Origin of the sequence: Streptomyces sp. SAT1 (assembly GCF_001654495.1) — a bacterium.
Lineage (GTDB): Bacteria > Actinomycetota > Actinomycetes > Streptomycetales > Streptomycetaceae > Streptomyces > Streptomyces andamanensis.
The window spans coordinates 7139539-7156575 of the sequence record NZ_CP015849.1 but is presented as its reverse complement, the minus strand read 5'-3'; the positions used below and the strand labels follow the sequence as shown (position 1 = coordinate 7156575).

The window sequence follows — 17037 nt, the reverse complement described above, 5'->3', positions numbered from 1 at the left end:
CGCCGCCGAGGAGGACACCCCGTGTATCCCGCGGGCCGCGGCCCAGGTGCCCACCTTCACGACGGTCTGCTGACCCGGCGCACCCCGCGGTACCGCCCGGTGGCCCGCACCCGCGATCGCGGGTGCGGGCCACCGCCGCCGTGTCCGTGCGCGGGCCGCCGTCCGCGCGGGCGGGGTCAGACCCCGGGCGCGGGCCGCACGGTGATCCCGGCGCGTTCCAGCAGCGCGGCCGTGACCCCGTCCCCGGGCACCAGTTCCCCGGTGAACGAACCGTCGTGGACCGTGCCCCGCCCGCACGAGGGGCTGCGCGGCATCAGCAGCGCCTCGCCGCAGCCGGTGTGCCGGGCGACCTCGAGGGCCCGGCGGGCACCGGCCACGAACTGCTCCGTGACGTCCTGCCCGGTGTCGTCCACGACCCGCGCCGTCCCGTCGAGCACGTCGTGCCCGTCGCCGCCCACCAGCTCCGCCGGGCGGCGCGGGGTGGCGAGCCCGCCAGCGACCTCCGGGCAGAAGGAGACGACCTCCCGCCCGGCCACCGCCTCGGCGAACGCGGCCGACGCCTTGTGCCGTCCGTCGAACCGGCAGGGCACCCCGCGCAGACACGCGCTGACCAGGATCGCTTCCATGCCGTCAGGGTAGCGGGCGCGCCGGGCGCCGCGGGCGGGCGGTGTCCGGGGCCGAAGGCCGGGCCGTCCGTCCGGATGTCTGGTGGAATAGTGGGAGTCGGGAGCCGGGCGCACCCGGTCCCCGGCGACCGGTCGCGGCCCGGACCCGAGCGGTCCGCGGCGGCCCGCAGGGTGGTGCCTATGTGCGATGACTCCGCTGCACGCGGTGCTCCGGACACGGAGCCGGAGCACTCCCGCGCCTCGGGCGAGGACCCCCGGGTGCTGCACGAGCTGGGCGTGTGCCTGACCGGGGCGGTGGCGGGGCTCGGCGCGTACGGCGGCGGGGTGTATCTGCTGGACGCGGCCGGTGAGGCACTGGAACTGGCCGTCTACACCGGTCTGCCGCCGCGGTTCGCGGGGCCCTGGCGCCGGATCCGGCTGGACGCGCCGGTCGGGGTGGCCGAGGCGGTGCGCGAGCGGAAGCTGGTGTGGGTGGACGGCGCGCAGGAGATGGCCCTGCGCTATCCGCGGACGGCGCTGATCATGCCGTACCCGCTGGCGTTCGCCTGCCGCCCGCTCCTCGTGGGCCGGGAGGCGCACGGCGGGCTGTTCGTGAACTGGGCGGGTTCGCGTCAGCGGCGGCTGAGCGCCGCCGAGCGCGAACGGCTGCTGGCCGCGTCCTCGGCGCTCGCCCGGGTCGTCGCGCACGCCGGGTCCGCCGGAGCGCCGGTGCGGCCGGCGGCCGGTCCCCTGGTCCTGCCGGGCACCGCGGATCCGGCGGGCCCGCTGCCGGAGGGGTCGGCGCTGGCGCGGCTGCCGGAGGGGGTGTGCGCGCTGGACGCCGACGGCCGGATCACGCTCGCCACGCCCGCGGCGGCGGCCCTGCTGGGCCTGCCGGCCGCGGAGCTGGTGGGCCGGGTGGTGTGGCGGGCGCTGCCGTGGCTGGACCATCCGGTGTACGAGGAGTGGTACCGGGCGGCGGCGATGAGCCGGCAGCCGGCCGCGTTCACGGTGCTGCGCCCTCCGGACCGGTGGCTGCGCTTCCAGCTGTATCCGGACGCCTCCGGCATCACGGCGCGGGTCACGGAGGCCGGTCCGGAACCCCGGCCGCCCGAGCCCCGGCCGCCGCAGCCCTTCGAGCGGCTGCGGCCGCGGGCGCCGGACCGGCTGGCGGGCGTGTACCACGTGCTGCACCTGGTGGGGGCGCTGGCCGACGCCACCGGGGTGCGGGACGTGGTGCGGCTGGTCGCCGAGGAGATGCTGCCCGTCTTCGGCGCCGCCCGCGCGGTGCTGCTGGCGCTGGAGGGAGACGGGCGGCTGCGGGTGATCGGCGCGCACGGGTATCCGCCCGGCGCCCTGGACCGTATCGACCGCCCCGCGGCGGACGCGGAGACGCCCGGCACCCGGGCCCTGGCCACGGGGACGCCGCTCTTCCTGGAGACCCGCCGGGACATCGCCCGCCTCTATCCGCGGCACGCCTCGCTCGCTCCCGGCGCCGCCTGGGCGGTGCTGCCGCTGCTGACGCCGGAGAGCGAGGTCGGCGCGTGCGTCCTGTCGTACGACCGGCCGCGCCGGTTCGCGCCGGAGGAGCGCGCCACGCTCACCGCCCTGGCCGGGCTGATCGCGCGGGCGCTGGCGCGGGCCCGCCGGTACGACACCGCCAGCGGCCTGGCCCGCGATCTCCAGGACGCGCTGCTGCCCCGGCGGCTGCCGCGCATCCATGGTCTGGAGACCGCCGTGCGCTATCTGCCGGCGGCCGAGGGCATGACCGTCTGCGGCGACTTCTACGACCTGATCGCCCTCGGCCACCACCGGGCCGCCGCCGTCATCGGCGACATCCAGGGGCACAACGGCCCGGCCGCCGCGCTCATGGGCCAGATCCGCACCGCGGTCCGGGCGCACGCGGCGGGCGACGCCGATCCGCGCCGGGTCCTCGGCCTGACCAACCGGCTGCTGACCGCGCTCGACACCGAACTGCTCGCCAGCGCCGTGTTCCTCCGCCTCGATCCGCGCCGCCACCGCCTGGTCCTGGCGCGCGCCGGGCATCCGCATCCGCTGCTGCGCCATCCGGACGGGCGGGTGGAGGCCCTGGACGCGCCGGGCGGGCTGCTGCTGGGCATCGACCCGGCGGCGGCCTATCCGCATCTGCGGCTGTGCCTGCCCGAGGGCGCGGTGCTCGCCCTGTACACCGACGGCCTCACGGACGTGCCCGGCTCCGACCCGGAGCGGGTGCTGTCCGGGCTCGCCGGCCGCCTGGCCGCCGCCGGGCGGCCCGGTACGCCGCTGGACGAGGTCGCCGAGACCTTGTTGCAGGGCCACCGCCAGGGCGCCGACGACACGACGCTGCTGCTGCTCAGGGCCACCGGCGTGCCGTCCGGGCCGCCGCAGCGGGGGTGACCGGGGCGGCGGCCGTCCCGAGCGGCGGGAGGCGGCGCGGGCTCACCGCGCCGGGAGCCGCCGGGCGGCGTCGAGCACGCCCTCCAGGGCGAGTTCGAAGGCCTCGTCGGCGCGGTCGCCGCGGACCGCGTCCAGCGCCTCGGCCAGCCGCGGGGTGGCCGAGGCGTCGGTGATCTCCCACATGGCCTCCGGAGCGGCGAGGTCGAGCGCCGAGCCGAGCACGACGTTCTCCAGACCGGTGATGACGCGCATGACGTCGGCCGTGGCGAAACCCTCCTCCATCAGCAGGGCGGCGGCCCGTTCGTACTGCTCCAGGACGCGCGGGGCGCGCACGGGGTACGTCATCAGCAGCGGGATGGCGCGCGGGTGCGCGGCGAAGGCGGCGCGGTAGGAGCGGGCCCAGCCCGCCAGGGCGACGTCCCAGGGGCGCGCGTCCAGCGGCGCGGTGTCGATGGCCTCGCTGATCCGCTCCCGCACCAGTTCCACGATGCCGTCCCGGCCGTCCACGTGGTGGTACACCGAGCCGGTCTGCACCCCCAGCCGCCGCGCGATCTGCGGGACGCTGAACTCGCCCTGGGCGTCCAGGAGTCCGAGTGCCGTCGTGGTGATGCGTTCCCGGTCGAGCAGGGCCGTGCGCGGGCGCCCCATGTCGTGGTTCCTCCCTCGGGGGTCTTCCCATCCGTTCGAACGGAAGGTTACATTGCGGAAACCGAAAGCCTTTAGATTTACCGGCTCCGGAGATCCCGCACGCCTGCCCTCCCCTCCTCGCCGCCCGCCGCCAGAAGGGCTCACCGCCCATGCCCGTCACCACCCCAAGCCCCCGCCACAGCGATCCGGGCGCCGCCGCGCCCGGCGCGCCCACCCTGCGTCCCGGCACGCTGGGCACCAGCGACATCGCCTTCTTCGTGGTCTCCGCCGCCGCGCCGCTCACGGTCATGGCCGGGGTCGCGCCGCTCGCCATCCTGCTCGGCGGCGTCGGCGCCCCGGTCGGCTATCTGCTCGCCGGGCTCACCCTGGCCGTCTTCGCCGTCGGCTTCACCGCCATGAGCCGCCACGTCCGGGGCGCCGGCGCCTTCTACGCGTACATCACCCGCGGACTCGGCAGGCGCGTCGGCATCGGGGCCGCGCTGCTCGCCCTGCTCGGCTACAACGGCATGGAGATCGGCGTCTACGGGCTGCTCGGCACCGCCACGCAGGACACCGTGCACGCCCTGTCCGGCGCCCATGTGCCCTGGCTGCCCGTCTCGCTGGCCGGGCTGCTGCTCATCGGCTACGGCGGCTACCGCTCCATCGACTTCGGCGCCAAGGTCCTCGGCGTCCTGCTCGCCGCCGAGACCGGCATCCTCGTGCTGCTCGCCGCCGGTGTCCTGCTCAAGGGCGGGGCGCACGGCCTGTCGGCGTCCTCCTTCGCCCCGGCCCATGTGCTGGTGCCCGGCATGGCGGCGGTGCTGGCCTTCGCGTTCGCCGCGTTCACCGGTTTCGAGTCGACCGTCATCTACCGCCGCGAGGCCCGCGACCCGGCGCGCACGGTGCCGCGCGCGACGTATCTCGCCGTCGGCTTCCTCGGCCTGTTCTACGCGTTCGTCGTGTGGATCGCGATCCAGGCCTTCGGCGACGCCGAGGTGGTGCGGGCCGCGGGCGACGACCCGGCCGGGCTGTTCTTCTCCGCGATCAGCACCTACGTGGGCGGCTGGGCCGCCGACACCATGCACGTCCTCATCGTCACCAGCGTCCTGGCCTCGCTGCTCGCCTTCCACAACGCGATCAACCGCTACGGCCTCGCCCTCGCCGAGGAGGGGGTGCTCCCCCGGGCGCTGGCCCGCGTCCACCCGCGCCACCGCTCCCCCTATGTCACCGGGATCGCCCAGACGCTGCTGGGCGCGGCCGTGGTGCTCGCCTTCGCCGCCGCCGGCGCGGACCCCTACCAGCAACTGCTGCTGTGGGTGAACACCCCCGGCATGCTGGGGCTGCTGGTGCTGCAACTGCTCGCTGCGCTGGCCGTGCCGCTGTACTTCCGGCGCGTCAGCCACCAGGAGGGCGTCCTGCGCACGGTGGTCGCACCCGTCACCGCCGCGGTGCTCCTGTCCGCCGCGATCGTGCTGGTCGTCACCCATCTCGACCTGTTCACCGGGGCGTCGGCGGCGGTGAACACCGCGCTGGTGGCGGTGGTCCCGCTCATCTTCCTCGCCGGCTTCCCGCTCGCCCACTGGCTGCGCCGCCACCGGCCCGGCGTCTACGAGCGGTTCGCCGCCGAACCGGCCGACGGCACCGAAGCGGACGACGGCACCGAAGCGGACGCCGCCCCCTGAACCCGGCCCCTCCGCCGCCCTCTGCCTCAACTCCGTTCCACCGCACCACCGTTCCGCCGACCGAGGAGTCCTCCGCATGCCCACCGCCGACCTCGTCCTCACGGGTGCCCGGGTCCGCACCCTCGACCCCGGGCGTCCGTACGCCACCGCGGTCGCCGTCCGCGACGGCCTGATCGCCGCCGTCGGCGACGACACCGACGTACGCGACTGGCGGGGCGCCGCCACCGAGGTCGTCGACCTGGCGGGCGCGCATGTCGTCCCCGGCCTGGTGGACTGCCACAGCCACCCCGTGATGGGCCTGGAGATGACCACCGGCACCGATCTGTCGGCGGTCGGCGACCTCGGCGGACTGCGGGCGGCGCTCGCCCGCGCGGAGCGCGTGCAGGGCTGGGTCGTCGGCTTCGGCCTGGACCACAACGTGTTCGGCGGCAGGCCCGTGGACCGCGCCCTGATCGAGGACGTCCTGGACGGCGCGCCGGCCTTCCTGCGGCTCTACGACGCGCACTCGGCCCTGGCCAGCGGGGCGGCGCTGGAGGCGGCGGGCGTCACCGGCCCGCGCTCCTTCGCCCAGCGCGCCCACCTCGCGACGGACCCCGACGGACGCCTGACCGGGCATCTGGTCGAGCACGCCGCGATGGACCTGGTCACCGCGGTCATGCCCAGGCCGTCGAAGGCCGCGCGGCGCGCCCGTCTGGTCGGACTGCTGTCCGCCATGGCGGCCACCGGACTCACCGGCGCCCATGTCATGGACCTCGGCGACCCCGACCTGGTCGGTGAGGTCGCCGAGGACACCGTGCTGCCGCTGCGGCTGCGCTTCGCGCCGTGGTGCATGCCGGGCGCCGGGCAGCGGGAGCTGGCGGAACTGGTCGCGCTCCAGGGGCGGGGCGGGCGGCACTGGGAGATCGCCGGGGTGAAGTTCTTCATGGACGGCACCGTCGAGGGCGGCACGGCCTGGCTGGAGCACCCCGACTGCCACGGTCAGGGCACCGAGGCGTTCTGGCCGGACCCGGCCGCCTACAGCGACGCCGTGCGCTTCCTGGACCGGGCCGGGGTGCGCACCGCGACACACACCATCGGGGACGCGGCGGTGCGGCATGTCCTGGACACCGTGGAGACGCTGGGCGCGGGTGCCCGCCTCCGCCACCGGGTCGAACACATAGAGTCGGTCCCGGACGGCACCCTCGCGCGCTTCGCCCGGCTCGGCGTGATCGCTTCCATGCAGCCGCCGCACACCGCGTACACCCGCGCCGACCGCTCCGACGAGTGGTCCCTGCGGCTGGGCGAGGCACGCGCGCTGCGGGCCTGGCGGCTGCGCGACCTGCGGGACGCGGGCGCGGTCGTCGCGCTCGGCTCGGACTGGCCCGTCGCCCACCACGACGTCCGTGCCGTCCTGGCCACCGCGCGGGCCCCCCGGGGAGCCGCCTCGGCGCGCGCCGGGCTCACCGGTCTCATGGCCCTGGAGGGCTGCACCACCCACGCGGCCGTCGCCGCCGGGGAGCAGGACCTCGCCGGGCAGATCCGCGCGGGGTTCCGGGCCGACCTGACCGCACTGGGCCTCGACCCCGTGGAGGCACCGGCCGACGAGGTCGCCGAGGCACCCGTGCGGCTCACGGTGACCGGCGGGCACATCGCGCACCGGGGGGTGTGATCCCGCTCCGGGGCCGTCGGCCGGCGGCCCCGGAGCGGGCGAGGGGTCGTCGGTCCCGCGTACCGACACGTACCACGGCCGCTTCGTACGACGCGTACCGGGCGAACAGGTCGTCGAGGAGGCCGTGTTCGAGACGGACGGCTCCGCGCCGCGCAGCACCGTGACGCCGCCGGCCACGCTCACCGACGCGGGCGGGGGCACCGCCGCGCCGCCCGCCGTCAGCGCGTGGTGTAGCCGCCGTTGAGGAAGAGCGTCTGGCCGTTGGCCCACCAGCCGTCGGTGAGCAGATGGCGCACCCACGGGACGATGTCCTCGATCTTCGTGAGCTCGCCGTTCATCGCCGACGACTTGTGGTAGGCGACGGAGTCGTCGTCCTCGGCCGGGTAGAAGAACGAGGTGTCCATGGGGCCCGGCGCGATGTTGTTGACCGAGATGTTCCGGCCGAACAGCTCCTTCGACAGGGCGCGTGTGAAGTGCTCCACGGGCGCCTTGCTCCCGGCGTAGCCCGCGTAGAGGCCGGTGTAGGCGGCCAGCAGGGAGGTGACGACGGTGATGATCTTGCCGCCGTCCTCGATCCGGCGGGCGGCCTCGCGCATCACGAGGAACGCGGCCTTGGAGTTGACCGCGAAGAGCCGGTCGTACTCCTCCTCCGTGATCTCGGTCATCGGCTTCTTCAGGACCGTCCCGGCGGTGTTGATGCTGAAGTCCAGCCGGCCGAACCGGTCCACGACCTGCTGGAAGACCCGCTCGACCTCGTCGCCCCGGGTCAGGTCGGCCTGGACCGCGAACGCCTCACCGGGGCCCGCCTCGATCCGGGCGACCACGTCCTCGGCCTTGGCCCGGGACGAGTCGCTGTTGTAGTGCACGGCCACCCGGGCGCCCTCGGCCCCCAGGGTCGTGCTGATCAGTCCGCCGAGGTTGCGCGACGCGCCGCCGACGAAGGCGACCTTGCCGTCGAGCGTCTTGTCCGGGGTGTCGACCATGACGTCCTCCTCGCGTGTACGAGCCGTGTGCCGGGCCGTGCGCCGGGCCGTGCGCCGGGCCGTGCGGGCAGCACGGCCCACGGCCCGGAGCGCGCGGCACACCGGGGCGCCGGGTACCGCGCCGCGCTCCACGATGAACGCCGGCGGCGCCGGAATCCCGCACGAGCCCACCGGCGCCGGAAGGATCCGCTCGGCCGGCGGGGGCGGCGGCCGCCGTCCGGGTGGTGCGGCGCGGCCGCCGGCCGGCGCGGAGCCGACCCGGGGCGGCCCCGCACGGCCGCACGGCCGTGGCCGCCGCCGCGTGCCGTGGGGGTACGCCGGTCCCGCGTGGTCGGAGTCGGCCGGTGGTGCGACGCTGGGGTGAGCCGGGCGGTGAGGCGCCCGGGGCAGGTGCCCGACGGCGGGCGCCTCAGGGCAGGCGCCCGAGAGCGGGTGCCCGAGGAGAGGCCGAGTCGACCGGGGAGCGCCGATGGGACGGGACGTCCCGGCGATGGTCTTCACCCGTGAGGACCGCCGCCGGTACCGGATCAAGATGCAGGACTGCCTCGACGCGTTCGCGCAGATGCTGCGCGCGTCGCGGTTCGAGTCCGAGCGTCCGCAGGTGGGGCTGGAGATCGAGCTGAACCTGGTCGACGACCGGGCCGAGCCCACGATGCGCAACGCCGACGTGCTGGAGGCCATCGCGGACCCCGCCTGGGCCACCGAGCTGGGCCGGTTCAACCTGGAGACCAACATCCCGCCCCGGACCCTGACGGCCGGCGGGCCCGACGCCTGGGAGTCCGAGATCCGCGGCGCGCTGAACCACGCGGACCGGCGCGCGCGGTCGGTCGGCGCCCGTCTGATCATGATCGGGATCCTGCCCACGCTGCGGCAGGAGGACGTGGGGCAGCAGGCGCTGTCGGAGAACCCGCGCTACCGGCTGCTCAACGACCAGGTCTTCGCCGCCCGGGGCGAGGATCTGCACATCGAGGTGGACGGCGTCGACCGGCTGCGGACGTACGCGGACACGATCACGCCCGAGGCCGCCTGCACCAGCACCCAGTTCCACCTCCAGGTGTCACCGGAGGAGTTCGCCGGCTACTGGAACGCGGCGCAGGCGGTCGCCGGAGTCCAGGTGGCGCTGGCCGCCAACTCGCCGTTCCTGTTCGGCCGGGAGCTGTGGCACGAGACGCGGATCCCGCTGTTCGAGCAGGCCACCGACACCCGCCCGCAGGAGATCAAGGTGCAGGGGGTGCGGCCCCGGGTCTGGTTCGGGGAGCGGTGGATCAACAGCGTCTTCGACCTCTTCGAGGAGAATCTGCGCTACTTCCCCGCGCTGCTGCCGCTCTGCGACGAGCAGGACCCCGGCGAGACCCTGGACCGCGGTGACGTCCCCGAGCTCGCCGAACTGACCCTGCACAACGGCACCATCTACCGCTGGAACCGCCCGGTCTACGCCGTCTCCCAGGACAAGCCGCACCTGCGGGTGGAAAACCGGGTGCTGCCGGCCGGACCGACCGTCGCCGACACCCTCGCCAACGGGGCCTTCTACTACGGGCTCACCCGGGCCCTGGTGGAGGAGGACCGGCCGGTGTGGTCGCGGATGTCCTTCTCGGCGGCCGAGGACAACCTCCACACGGCGGCGCGGCACGGCATCGAGAGCCGGCTGTACTGGCCGGGGACCGGCGAGGTGCCGGTGGCCGAACTGGTGCTGCGGCGGCTGCTGCCACTGGCCCACGAGGGCCTTGAGCGCTCCGGCATGGACGCGGCCTGGCGGGAGCCGCTGCTCGGCGTCATCGAGCAGCGGTGTGTGACCGGGCGCAACGGCGCGGTCTGGCAGAAGGAGATGTTCCACCGGTTCGACACGGCCGGCGGCGCCGGACGCCATGAGTCCCTGCGCCGGATGACGCAGGTGTACACCGACTACATGCACCTCAACGCGCCGGTGCACACCTGGCCGGTGGACTGACGGCGTCTTACCCTCCGTCGTCCTCCCGGCTCGCCGCGTTGGCGCGGTCCACCTCGGCCATGTGCTCCTCGGCCCAGGTCCGTACGGCCGCGAGCACCTCTTCCAGCGACCGCCCCAGAGGCGTGAGGCGGTAGTGCACGGCGGGCGGCACCGAGGGCTCGACGCGGCGCGCCACCAGGCCGTCGCGCACCAGGCTCCGCAGGGTCACCGAGAGCATCTTCTGCGAGACGCCCGGCATCCGCCGCCGCAGCTCTCCGAAGCGCACCTCGCCCGGGGCGTGCTCCGCCAGGACCTTGACCGCCATCGACGTCCACTTGGTGCCGATCCGGTCGAGCAGTCCGCGGGTCGGGCAGTGCGGGTCGAACACGTCGCCGCGTCCGCGGGCGGGGCCGGGAGCGGCGGGGTCCGTGGCCCGGGAGGTCACCTGGAGCTCACCACCTGAGGGGAAAGTGCCGTCTTGGACCGCTCAGCCTAGTTGCCTAGCGTTGGCTTGTCACCATTGGTTACCAGCTATCCGAGGGAGCGCCCATGGGTGCCCTGTCCCCCACGACCGTCCCGCTGTCCACCCGTTCCGGGCCCGCCGAGGTCACGCTGCGCCGGGTCAGGGCGGGCGGTGTCGAGCTGAACGTGGCGCTGGCCGGGCGGGGCCCGGCCGTCCTGCTGCTGCACGGCTTCCCGCACACCTGGCGGCTGTGGACCGACGTCATCGGCGCGCTGGCCGGCCGCCACCGGGTGATCGCCCCCGACCTGCGCGGCTTCGGGGACAGCGCCCGGCCTGCGGACGGCTACGACGCGGGCACCCTGGCGGACGACGCGGAACAGCTGCTCACGGCGCTGGGGGTGACCTCAGCGGCGGTGGTGGGCATCGACGCCGGCACCCCGCCCGCCTTCCTGCTGGCGATGCGGCGGCCGGGACTCGTCCGCCGGCTGGTGGTGATGGAATCGCTGCTGGGCGGCCTGCCCGGGGCCGAGGAGTTCCTCGCCCAGGGGCCGCCGTGGTGGTTCGGCTTCCACGGCGAGCCGGGACTGGCGGAGTCCGTGCTCGCCGGGCACGAGCGGACGTATGTGGAGTGGTTCCTCGACCGGGGCACGCTCGGACGCGGGGTGCGGCCCGACGTCCGGGACGCGTTCGTCGCGGCGTACACCGGCAGGGAGGCGCTGCGCGGCGCGTTCGGCCCGTACCGGGCGGCGGCCGTGTCCGACCGGCAGCTCCGCGCGGCCGTGGCCGGGGCCCGGCTGACCGTTCCCGCGCTGGCGATCGGGGCCCACCCGGTGGGCCGCGCGCTGGAGCGCCAGCTGCGGCCGCACGCGGACCGCCTGACCGGGCACGTCCTCGGGGACTGCGGACACATCGTCCCGCTCGACCGCCCGGACGCGCTGCTGGAACTGCTGCTGCCGTTCCTCGCCGCCGGCCGCTGAGCGGGGCCCGCCCCGGCCGGCGTCCGGTGGCGGCCCGCCGTCTCAGCCGTCGCGGCCGGGCCGCGCGGTGACCGTCTTCTCGAACCAGTGGTGGGCGTACGGCTCGCCGTTGAAGGCGGGCACCTCCCGGAAGCCGTAGGGCGGTAGAGCGAACGCGCGGCGCTCAGCGCCCTGTTGGTGTCCAGGCGGAGCAGGTCGCGGCCGTGCCGGGCGGCCCGTGCCTCCAGTTCGGCCAGGAAGCGGCGGCCGAGACCGAGCCCACGGACGCCGGGCGACACCCACATGCGTCTGATCTCCGCCGGAGCGCCGGGCGGCAGCTTCAGCCCGGCGCAGCCGACGGGTTCGCCGTGCAGCCGGGCGACCAGGAACAGGCCCAGCGGCGGCCGGAGTTCACCCGCGTCGGGCAGCAGGCTGCGCGCGGGGCCGAAGCCGGTGTCGAAGCGTTCGCGCAGCTCCGCGAAGCAGGCCCGCAGGCAGTGGGCGGCGTCGGGGTGGCCCGGGTCGACCGGGTCCAGGGTGACGGTGGCCGCGGTCAGCGGCCGCTCGACCTCGGCCGTGGCCGCGACCAGCCGGGCGCGCTGGTCCTCGTCGAGCGGTGCGAGCAGCGATCCGGCCGCCTCGCGCAGCGTCCGTACGTCCTGGCCGTGCTCGCCGATCTCCCAGAGCAGCCGGGCCTCGCCGACGGGCCGGCCCCCTCCCAGGTAGTGGTCGTGGAGCACGCCCACACGCTCGGTGACGGTGCGGTCGAAGCACCGCACCCGGTCGATCTGTGCCGCATCCAGTCTCTGACTCCAGCCAGGCAAAGGCGTGGCGTCCGGGCGAGTGTCCGGCGCCCCGGGCGCGTGCGCCGGCCGGCGAGGACCGGGCCGTGCGCCGGTCGGCGGGGAGCGGGCCGCGCACCGGTCGGCGGGGAGCGGGCCGTGCGCCGGCGGCGGGCGCCCCCGGGAGGGCGCCCGCTCCCCTCACTCGCCCGGGGCGAGGGTGTCCGCGAGGACGGCGGCCGCGTCGGCGATCAGCCCCTCGTCCACGGCCGCGTCCGGCGCGTCCCTCGACGTCAGCACCACCAGCACGAGGGGGGTGCCGCGGGTGGTCCAGGCGACGCCGATGTCGTTGGCGGACGCGTAGTCCCCGGTGCCGGTCTTGTCGCCGACGACCCAGTCCTTCGGCAGTCCGGCGCGGAAGCGCCTGGCGCTGGTGGTGTTGCCCTTGAGCCAGGTCAGGAGCTGTTCGCGGGCCGCGCCGGACAGCTCGTCGCCCACCGTAAGCCGCTCCAGGCTCGCGCCGAGCGCCTGCGGGGTGGTGCTGTCGCGCAGCTCGCCGGGGCCCGCGCTGTTCAGGTCGGGCTCCCAGCGGTCGAGCCGGCTCACCCGGTCACCGAGCGAACGGAAGAAGGCGGTGAGCCCGGCGGGGCCGCCCAGCTCGCGCAGCAGCAGGTTCCCGGCGCAGTTGTCGCTGTGGCGGATCGCCGCCGCGCACAGCTCGCCGACGGTCATGCCGCTGCCGACGTGCTGCTGGGTGACCGGTGAGTTGAGCAGGATGTCCCGGTCGGGGTAGCGGACGACCTTGTCCAGCGGCGCACTGCTCGCGTGGTCGCGCAGCACGGCACCGGCGGCGAACACCTTGAAGGTCGAGCACAGGGCGAACCGCTCCCCCGCCCGGTACGCGACGCTCTGCCCGGTGCGGGTGTTGCGGGCGTGGACGCCGAGCCGGGCGGAGTAGCGCTCCTCCAGCGCGCGCAGCGCGTCCGTGGCCCGGCGGGGGCCGGACGCCGCCGCGGATCCGGCAGCGGGTGCCGCCGTCGCGCGGGCGGCCGTCACGGCGGGGGCGAGCCCGGCGGTGGAGAGGACGGCACCGGCCTTGAGCAGGCCGCGCCGCCGCAGAGGGCTGTCACTGGTCATGTGCGGAGATCTCCCGTCGTCCGTTCGCTGTCCGCGTCGGCGGCCCTCGGGCGGCCGACGCGGACAGCGAAGCAGCGGGAGCCCACTCATGTCCAAGAGTGAACATTGAAGGTCCCATGACTTATTGATATGAAAGCGGCATGGATCTGCTCGCGCACCTGGAGGCGTACGTCGCGACCGTCGACGAGGCGAGCTTCTCCCGGGCCGCCGACCGCCTCGGGATCGCCCAGCCCCTCCTCAGCCGCCGCATCAAGACGCTGGAGGAGCACTTCGGCGGGCTCCTCTTCGACCGTTCGCACCGGCAGGTGGCGACCACGGAGTTCGGTGTCCTGCTGCTGCCGTACGCCCAGGACGTGCTGGAGCGGACCGATCGGCTGCGGCGGGCCGCGCGGTCGGCCCGGCGCTCGGCGGTGCGCACCGTCGGGATGCCGGTGGACTGCGGGCCCGCCGCCCTGGCGCGCGTGATCCGCGCGGGCGCCGAGCACGGCGTGGCGCTCGGTGTGCGGGAACTGCCGCCGGAGCGGCGCGAGTCGGGCCTGGCCGACGGATCGCTGGCGTACGCGCTGGTGCGGGTGCCCCCGGAGAACGCGCCGCTGCGGGTGCCGCTGGGCCTGGCCAGCGCGCCCGCGCCGGACGCACCGGACGGATCCGGAGCGCGGGACGGCGGCGGGCTCGGTGGGCTCGGTGGGCCGCCCCCGCCCCGGGCGGCGGGCGCCGTCCATCTGGAGGATCTGCGGCCCCGGCGGGGCCGCGGCGCGGCGCGGGGGCGGGCGCCGCTCGCGCTGCTCCTGCTCGCGGAGGACCAGGTGCCGTTCGCCGCGGACCGGCTCGGCCGCGCCATGGCGCGCGCCGGGCTGCCCGAGGGCCTGCTGCGCCCGGCCGGTCCGGTGGCGACCGCGCTCGCGGAGACCCTGGCCGGGCGGGTGCGGCTGCTGTGCACCGAACCGTTCGCCCGGCTGCACGGCGTCGCCTGGGCGCCGCTGCACGACACCTCGCTGCACCGGGGGTACGCCCCGCGCGCGAGCGAGCGGCAGCCGGCCGCCGCCCGGGTGCCCCACTGGCTGGTGACCGTGCTGGCGTCCGGGGCCGGTGCGGCGGCGGCCCGGCCGGGCGGCGGGGACGAGGACGGGGACGCCGACGCGGTGGCGCGGCTGGCGGCACACGGATGAGCGCGGGTCCCCCGTACCACCGCCCCGCGCAGCTCGTCGGCGAGGGCGCGCTGCTCGATGTCGCGGAGGCCGTCGCGGCCGACTGGGCGGCGCTCGGCGTGCGCGGCTCCTTCCTCGCCCGGGACATCGACACCGGCGCGCAGCTCGGTTTCGACGCCGAGGTGCCCGTGCCGCTGGCCTCGGTCGTCAAGGTCCCGCTCGCCCTGGTGGTGCTGGACCGGATCGCGGCCGGCGAGTTCGACGCCGCGCTCCCGGTGACGGTCGACCCGGCCACCAGCAGTGTGGGTCCCACGGGGCTGGCGGCGTTCCGGCACCCCGCCACCGTGGCCGTCGGCGACCTGCTGCACCTGATGATGTCGGTCAGCGACAACGCCGGTGCGGACGCGCTCCTCGATCTGGTCCCGGTGGCGGACGTCGACGCCCGGCTGCGCGCCTGGGACTGCGGCGAGCTGCGGGTGCGGCACCGGATGAACCTGATGTACGAGTGCGCCGCCGGAGCCGCGGGCAACGACTTCTCCCTCGCCCTGGAGCTGGCCGTCCGCGACGACCGCTCGGGCCGGTACACCCTGCGGACGCTGGACCCGGCGCACGCCAACGCCGGCACCGCCACGGCCCTCGTCGATCTGCTGGACCGCGTGTGGCGGGACGGGATTTCCCGGCCCCCGGCGACGGCGGAGCTGCGCCGGCTGATGGGGGCGCAGCTCTTCACCCAGCGGCTCGCGAGCGAGTTGCGCTCCGACGCGCTGCGGGTGAGCGGCAAGACCGGCACGTTCCTGCATCTGCGGCACGAGATCGGGGTGGTGGAGGCCGACTCCGGGCACCGGGTGGCCGTCGCCGCCCTCACCCGCTCCGACCGGCGGGCCGCGCTGGCCCCGGACATCGACCTCGCCATCGGGGCCGCGGCGCGCGACGCGTTCGAGGCGCTGCGGCGCTGACCAAAGATTCGCTTTGAGGTTCTCAAAGTACAAGTGTTAACGTTTCTGCCATGAAGACAGCAGCCGCGCACCGCGCCGACGCCGACCACGGCGTTCGCCGCGCCGTCACGGGCGTACCGCTCGTGGCGCGCCTGCACGTCGATCTCTGCCGCTGCCTGTCCGCGGCTTGTCGCGCCTGAGCGCGAACTCCCCGATGCAGCGGCGCCGTTGACACCCTCCCACGGTCGCTGCTTCCTGTATGTACGTCCCGCTCGTCCCGCCCCCGCGCGTTCCTACTGGAGTGTGTCCGTGTCCGCGAACACCGCTGATCCGCAGCCCTCGAAGTCAGGGTTCCGGATACCCGTCCCCTTCTGGGCCCAGGTCCTGATCGGCCTCGTCGTCGGTCTGGTCCTCGGCTTCGTCGCCCGCACCTACGACGTGTCCTGGCTCGCCACCACGCTCGACAAGGTGGGCGGCATCTTCATCCAGCTGCTGAAACTGGCCGTGGCACCGCTGGTCTTCTTCGCGATCATGGTGTCCATCACCAATCTGCGGAAGGTCAACAACGCGGCGCGCCTGGCCGGCCGCACCCTGCTCTGGTTCATGCTCACCTCGCTGATCGCGGTGGTGATCGGGCTGGTCATCGGCCTGGTCTCCAACCCGGGCTCCGGCTCGGACCTGACCGCGGCCGACGGCGCCAAGCCGGAGCACTCCGGCAGCTGGCTCGACTTCCTGACCGGGATCATCCCCACGGACGTCGTCACGCCCTTCACCGAGCTGAACGTCCTCCAGATCGTCTTCATGGCCGTGGTCGCCGGTATCGCGATCCTCAAGATCGGTTCCAAGGCGCAGCCGATCCTCACCCTGTCCGAGTCGATCCTCGAACTGCTCCAGAAGGCCCTGTGGTGGGTGATCCTGCTCGCCCCGATCGGCTCCGCCGGCCTGATCGGCCGCGCGATCGTCCAGTACGGCTGGGACCTGCTGGGCAACTATGCGACCTTCACCGTGGACATCTACGTCGGCTGCGCCCTGGTGCTGTTCGGCGTGTACCCGCTGCTGCTCGCCACCGTCGCCAAGCTGAACCCGCTGCAGTTCTTCAAGGGCGCCTGGCCGGCCATCCAGCTCGCGTTCGTCTCCCGCTCCTCGGTCGGCACCATGCCGGTCACCCAGCAGTCGGCGATCCGCCTCGGCGTCCCGAAGGACTACGCCTCCTTCGCCGTGCCGTTCGGCGCGACGACCAAGATGGACGGCTGCGCGGCGATCTACCCGGCCATCTCCGCGATCTTCGTGGCGCAGATCTTCCACATCGACATCGGCATCAAGGAGTACCTGCTCATCGCCTTCGTCTCGGTGATCGGCTCGGCGGCCACCGCCGGTCTGACCGGAGCGACGGTCATGCTGACGCTCACCCTGTCCACCCTCGGACTGCCGATGGAGGGCGTGGGCCTGCTGCTGGCGATCGACCCGATCCTGGACATGATGCGCACCGCGACCAACGTCGCGGGCCAGGCCCTCGTCCCGGTCCTCGTCTCCGCCCGCGAGAAGATCCTCGACCACACGAAGTACGACAACGCCTCGGCCTCTCCGGTCGACGAGGTGGAGAGCGTCTACGACGACCCCCGGCAGGTGGCCCCCGCGGCGGGCTGACCCGCACCTCCCCCGCCCGGCTCCGGTCCGGGACACACCTCCACGTTCCGCCCCGCCGGGTCCGACCCGGCGGGGCGGAACGTTTTTCCCGCACGGTGCG

General features: G+C 75.0%; 14 protein-coding genes and 1 pseudogene. 9 read left to right on the top strand and 6 right to left on the bottom strand.

Annotated features, from left to right (window positions below; genetic code table 11):
* Positions 1 to 176: 176 nt before the first annotated feature.
* Complete coding sequence (locus A8713_RS30480) at positions 177 to 626, bottom strand: DUF523 domain-containing protein (protein WP_064536942.1); 450 nt, start codon at positions 624 to 626, stop codon at positions 177 to 179.
* A 180-nt stretch (positions 627 to 806) separates the two neighbouring features.
* Between A8713_RS30480 and A8713_RS30475 the strand changes: the two genes are divergently transcribed.
* A complete protein-coding gene (locus tag A8713_RS30475; RefSeq protein ID WP_064536941.1) occupies positions 807 to 3002 on the top strand; it encodes a SpoIIE family protein phosphatase in 2196 nt (731 codons plus the stop codon).
* A gap of 42 nt (positions 3003 to 3044) precedes the next feature.
* On the opposite strand, the gene A8713_RS30470 is transcribed toward A8713_RS30475, so the two are convergent.
* Positions 3045 to 3650 (bottom strand): TetR/AcrR family transcriptional regulator C-terminal domain-containing protein, encoded by a 606-nt coding sequence (locus A8713_RS30470; RefSeq protein ID WP_064536940.1) that lies wholly within the window; start codon positions 3648 to 3650, stop codon positions 3045 to 3047.
* Positions 3651 to 3799: 149 nt separating this feature from the next.
* On the opposite strand from A8713_RS30470, the gene A8713_RS30465 reads away from it, so the two are divergent.
* Together A8713_RS30465 and A8713_RS30460 are read left to right on the top strand one after the other, a co-directional pair.
* A complete protein-coding gene (locus A8713_RS30465; RefSeq protein WP_064536939.1) occupies positions 3800 to 5311 on the top strand; it encodes an APC family permease in 1512 nt (503 codons plus the stop codon).
* A gap of 76 nt (positions 5312 to 5387) precedes the next feature.
* Positions 5388 to 6959: an amidohydrolase gene (locus A8713_RS30460; RefSeq protein WP_064536938.1), complete on the top strand. Its 1572-nt coding sequence runs from the start codon at positions 5388 to 5390 to the stop codon at positions 6957 to 6959.
* 218 nt (positions 6960 to 7177) lie between these two features.
* Here A8713_RS30460 and A8713_RS30455 read toward each other — a convergent pair whose 3' ends face one another.
* Positions 7178 to 7942, bottom strand: a complete 765-nt coding sequence (locus A8713_RS30455; protein WP_064536937.1) for an SDR family oxidoreductase — start codon at positions 7940 to 7942, stop codon at positions 7178 to 7180.
* 469 nt (positions 7943 to 8411) lie between these two features.
* Here A8713_RS30455 and A8713_RS30450 point away from each other — a divergent pair, with 469 nt between their 5' ends.
* On the top strand, positions 8412 to 9890 hold the full coding sequence (locus A8713_RS30450; protein WP_064536936.1) for a glutamate-cysteine ligase family protein: 1479 nt from the start codon (positions 8412 to 8414) through the stop codon (positions 9888 to 9890).
* Positions 9891 to 9897: 7 nt separating this feature from the next.
* On the opposite strand, the gene A8713_RS30445 is transcribed toward A8713_RS30450, so the two are convergent.
* Positions 9898 to 10314, bottom strand: coding sequence for a winged helix-turn-helix transcriptional regulator (locus tag A8713_RS30445; protein ID WP_064536935.1), 417 nt, complete (start codon positions 10312 to 10314; stop codon positions 9898 to 9900).
* Positions 10315 to 10418: 104 nt separating this feature from the next.
* Between A8713_RS30445 and A8713_RS30440 the strand changes: the two genes are divergently transcribed.
* Positions 10419 to 11309: an alpha/beta fold hydrolase gene (locus A8713_RS30440; protein WP_064536934.1), complete on the top strand. Its 891-nt coding sequence runs from the start codon at positions 10419 to 10421 to the stop codon at positions 11307 to 11309.
* A 42-nt stretch (positions 11310 to 11351) separates the two neighbouring features.
* On the opposite strand, the pseudogene A8713_RS30435 reads toward A8713_RS30440, so the two are convergent.
* Together A8713_RS30435 and bla are read right to left on the bottom strand one after the other, a co-directional pair.
* A pseudogene (locus A8713_RS30435) lies at positions 11352 to 12091 on the bottom strand (GNAT family N-acetyltransferase).
* 180 nt (positions 12092 to 12271) lie between these two features.
* A complete protein-coding gene (gene bla, locus A8713_RS30430) occupies positions 12272 to 13207 on the bottom strand; it encodes a class A beta-lactamase (protein WP_064536933.1) in 936 nt (311 codons plus the stop codon).
* 140 nt (positions 13208 to 13347) lie between these two features.
* Between bla and A8713_RS30425 the strand changes: the two genes are divergently transcribed.
* The 4 genes from A8713_RS30425 (at position 13348) to A8713_RS30415 (ending at position 16937) form a co-directional block, all read left to right on the top strand.
* Positions 13348 to 14376 (top strand): LysR family transcriptional regulator, encoded by a 1029-nt coding sequence (locus A8713_RS30425; RefSeq protein ID WP_064536932.1) that lies wholly within the window; start codon positions 13348 to 13350, stop codon positions 14374 to 14376.
* Entirely contained in the window at positions 14373 to 15311 is a 939-nt protein-coding gene (locus A8713_RS30420; protein WP_064536931.1) for a serine hydrolase, read from the top strand. The genes A8713_RS30425 and A8713_RS30420 overlap by 4 nt, the downstream gene beginning before the upstream one ends.
* 50 nt (positions 15312 to 15361) lie before the next feature.
* A complete protein-coding gene (locus A8713_RS34680; RefSeq protein ID WP_257784422.1) occupies positions 15362 to 15490 on the top strand; it encodes a hypothetical protein in 129 nt (42 codons plus the stop codon).
* A 109-nt stretch (positions 15491 to 15599) separates the two neighbouring features.
* Positions 15600 to 16937: a dicarboxylate/amino acid:cation symporter gene (locus tag A8713_RS30415; RefSeq protein ID WP_064536930.1), complete on the top strand. Its 1338-nt coding sequence runs from the start codon at positions 15600 to 15602 to the stop codon at positions 16935 to 16937.
* Positions 16938 to 17037: the final 100 nt, after the last annotated feature.

Coding starts and splice junctions, on each gene's coding strand:
- A8713_RS30480 (WP_064536942.1), bottom strand. CDS start 626: ATGGAAGCGATCCTGGTCAGCGCGTGTCTGCGCGGGGTGCCCTGCCGG.
- A8713_RS30475 (WP_064536941.1), top strand. CDS start 807: ATGTGCGATGACTCCGCTGCACGCGGTGCTCCGGACACGGAGCCGGAG.
- A8713_RS30470 (WP_064536940.1), bottom strand. CDS start 3,650: ATGGGGCGCCCGCGCACGGCCCTGCTCGACCGGGAACGCATCACCACG.
- A8713_RS30465 (WP_064536939.1), top strand. CDS start 3,800: ATGCCCGTCACCACCCCAAGCCCCCGCCACAGCGATCCGGGCGCCGCC.
- A8713_RS30460 (WP_064536938.1), top strand. CDS start 5,388: ATGCCCACCGCCGACCTCGTCCTCACGGGTGCCCGGGTCCGCACCCTC.
- A8713_RS30455 (WP_064536937.1), bottom strand. CDS start 7,942: ATGGTCGACACCCCGGACAAGACGCTCGACGGCAAGGTCGCCTTCGTC.
- A8713_RS30450 (WP_064536936.1), top strand. CDS start 8,412: ATGGGACGGGACGTCCCGGCGATGGTCTTCACCCGTGAGGACCGCCGC.
- A8713_RS30440 (WP_064536934.1), top strand. CDS start 10,419: ATGGGTGCCCTGTCCCCCACGACCGTCCCGCTGTCCACCCGTTCCGGG.
- bla (WP_064536933.1), bottom strand. CDS start 13,207: ATGACCAGTGACAGCCCTCTGCGGCGGCGCGGCCTGCTCAAGGCCGGT.
- A8713_RS30425 (WP_064536932.1), top strand. CDS start 13,348: ATGGATCTGCTCGCGCACCTGGAGGCGTACGTCGCGACCGTCGACGAG.
- A8713_RS30420 (WP_064536931.1), top strand. CDS start 14,373: ATGAGCGCGGGTCCCCCGTACCACCGCCCCGCGCAGCTCGTCGGCGAG.
- A8713_RS34680 (WP_257784422.1), top strand. CDS start 15,362: ATGAAGACAGCAGCCGCGCACCGCGCCGACGCCGACCACGGCGTTCGC.